Source organism: Acinetobacter sp. UBA2063 (assembly GCF_002333245.1).
Taxonomy (GTDB): Bacteria; Pseudomonadota; Gammaproteobacteria; order Pseudomonadales; family Moraxellaceae; genus Acinetobacter; species Acinetobacter parvus.
Map to the genome: position 1 here is coordinate 1 of NZ_DDAH01000095.1, position 2775 is coordinate 2775.

At 45.2% G+C, this 2775-nt stretch carries 3 protein-coding genes; 2 read left to right on the forward strand and 1 reads right to left on the reverse strand.

Annotation, left to right across the window (positions count from 1 at the left end; translation table 11 throughout):
* The first annotated feature begins 118 nt into the window (after positions 1 to 118).
* Together B4H32_RS04255 and erpA are read left to right on the forward strand one after the other, a co-directional pair.
* Positions 119 to 1126, forward strand: coding sequence for a putative solute-binding protein (locus tag B4H32_RS04255; RefSeq protein WP_004683904.1), 1008 nt, complete (start codon positions 119 to 121; stop codon positions 1124 to 1126).
* A 122-nt stretch (positions 1127 to 1248) separates the two neighbouring features.
* Positions 1249 to 1584, forward strand: coding sequence for an iron-sulfur cluster insertion protein ErpA (gene erpA / locus B4H32_RS04260; protein ID WP_004675453.1), 336 nt, complete (start codon positions 1249 to 1251; stop codon positions 1582 to 1584).
* A 58-nt stretch (positions 1585 to 1642) separates the two neighbouring features.
* On the opposite strand, the gene B4H32_RS04265 is transcribed toward erpA, so the two are convergent.
* Positions 1643 to 2775 (reverse strand): anhydro-N-acetylmuramic acid kinase (locus B4H32_RS04265; protein WP_286800273.1); only part of this gene is annotated, 1133 nt, incomplete at its 5' end.

Below are 2775 nucleotides of genomic sequence, written 5' to 3' on the forward strand. Positions count from 1 at the left end.
CCGTCAATGCGTAAGTCCTATCTATTGTTCATTTGAAGATATTGGAAAGATATAACGCACTTTTTAGTGTTGAACGTTATGTAACAACAATCACCATGGATGTAAAGGAAAAAATAAGATGCAATGGTTTAAAACACTCCTACTGGCGACAGGTATTATTGCTGCGGTATCTGCGGGCGCTCAGGCAAAACAGACCATTTGTGTATTTGACATTGTCGGTAAAAGTGGCGATGTCTATGCACTGATGAAAGACTATCAGCTTGCCGCAAAAACCTGGGGTGCGGACATTGAGTTGAAAGTAGGCACCAATGAAGCGGTGATAGCGGAAGATTTCAAGGCAGGTAAATGTGATGGGGTTAGTATCACAGGCATGCGTGGTCGCCAGTTTAACCAGTTTACAGGCTCATTGGATGCGATTGGTGCGATCACAGACCTAAAACTTGCGGTAAAAGTGATGCAGGGATTGGCAAGCCCAGCATTTGCCAAGGCCATGGTGAATGGCAAATATGAGGTTGTGGGCGTGATTCCGATTGGGGATACTTATCTGCTGGTTAATGACCGTAATATCAATACTGTCGCCAAAGCGGCAGGTAAGAAAATCGCTGTTCTGGACTATGATGAAGCGCAAAAAATTATGGCTTCTCAGGTGGGTGCCCAGGCGGTTAGTTCTGACATCACCAACTTTGGTGCGAAATTCAACAATGGTCAGGTTGATATCATTGGTGCGCCAGCAGCAGCATTTAAGCCTTTAGAACTTCACAAAGGTCTGGGTACTAAGGGTGCAATTGTCAATTACCCAATCTTGCAGGTGACGGGTAACCTGATTATTCATCCTGAGAAATTCCCTGCTGGTTTTGGTCAAAAATCAAGAGAATGGGTCAAGGGACAGTTACCACGTGCTTTTGGCATACTTGGCAAGATGAAAGCGGATATTCCACAAAAATACTGGATGGAAGTTCCTGCGGCTGACAAGCCTGGCTACCAAAAGCTGATGCGTGAAGCGCGTATCAACCTGACTGCAAAAGGTATTTATGACAAGCGTATGATGAAATTGTTATGGCAATTCCGCTGTCGTGAGGATGCCAAGAACTTTGAGTGTGCGCTACAAGATGAAAACTATAAATAATCTTGTAAAAAGTCTTTAAACTCCCTTTAAACTTCAAATACAGACCCGATATTGGGTATGCTATACTAAATATCGGGTCTTTTATTTTTTTAAAGACATATTGAAGTCTGAGGAACATCATCATGAACGCCCAAGCTCTTGAATTGTCAGATAATGCTGCCAAAAAAGTTCGCCAGTTACGCGAGAGTGAGGGGAATAACGATCTCATGTTGCGTGTTTATGTCACAGGTGGAGGGTGTTCTGGATTCTCCTATGGCTTTAATTTTGCTGAAAGTGTCAATGAAGATGATGCTGAATTCAGCAATGGTGATGTAAAAATGTTGGTTGATTCCCTGAGCTATCAATACTTGGTTGGTTCAGTGGTTGACTATCTTGAAGGATTGGAAGGTTCTCGTTTTGTGGTCCAAAACCCGAATGCCACCACGACCTGTGGCTGTGGTTCATCTTTCTCGATTTAATAGAATATAAATATAAAAAGGCTTCTCAATTCGATAAGCCTTTTTTATTGCTTTAACCTTAAACAGCAGTGATGGTTCCCAGGATACGATCACCTGACGCGCCTGTCACAGTGGGTAAATTGCCAGTGAGTTGCTGAACAAAACGCATGGCCAACCATGCAAAAGCAGTTGCCTCCACCCAGGTTGGTGCCAGCCCTAAAGCATCAGTGGTTTGTACAGACCAATTATGCTTGCGTAAACGCCAGCGTAACTGTTCCAGTAAATGTGAGTTGTAGGCTCCGCCACCGCAGACATAGATTTCACCTGTAGGCATCAGCTCCTTGCTGCGGTAAATCGCTTTCTTAATGGCCCGTGTTGTCAGTTTCATCAGTGTGGCCTGCACATTCTCAGGTGTATCTTCCAGTTCGTCATATTCCAGATCATTGCGCCAATCGCTGAGCTGCTCATCCAGCCATTCGAGGTTAAAATCTTCACGACCTGTGCTTTTCGGTGGCTCTTTGGCAAAAAATTCATGATTCTGTAAACGATCCAATAAAGAACGAATGGGATTGCCATAGGCCGCCCAGTCACCATTTTCATCGTATGGATGCCCCGTATGACGATGACACCATGCATCCATCAGGATATTGGCTGGACCTGTATCAAAACCATAGACGCCGTTTAGGTTATTGGCAGGCAACATACTGACATTGGCAATGCCACCCAGATTCAAAATCACCCGATGGATACTGTTATGCTGAAACAGTGCCTGATGAAATGCGGGAACCAAAGGCGCACCCTGTCCACCTGCCGCCATATCACGACGACGGAAATCAGAAACGACAGGAAGTTGCGTGATCTCAGTGATGATGTTGGGATCGCCAATTTGCAGGGTAAAGCCATGTTCAGGGCGGTGGCGAATGGTTTGCCCATGTGAACCAATCGCCTTAATTTGAGTGCGGTCTAAATTATTCTTTTCAATCAGTTCATTGATACCCTGACCAATCATTTGCGCCAGCGCCACATCCGCCTTGCCCATGCGGTCAATTTCATTGTCATCAGGCAAGGTCAGTGCCATCAGCTCATCACGTAGCTCAGGTTCAAAAGGCACAGTCAGCGTGGCGTGTAGCGTGAGCGGCCCAAATGAAGCTGCGATAATATCCACACCATCCATGCTTGTGCCTGTCATTACACCAATATAGATTGCGTTCA

Coding starts and splice junctions, on each gene's coding strand:
- B4H32_RS04255 (WP_004683904.1), top strand. CDS start 119: ATGCAATGGTTTAAAACACTCCTACTGGCGACAGGTATTATTGCTGCG.
- erpA (WP_004675453.1), top strand. CDS start 1,249: ATGAACGCCCAAGCTCTTGAATTGTCAGATAATGCTGCCAAAAAAGTT.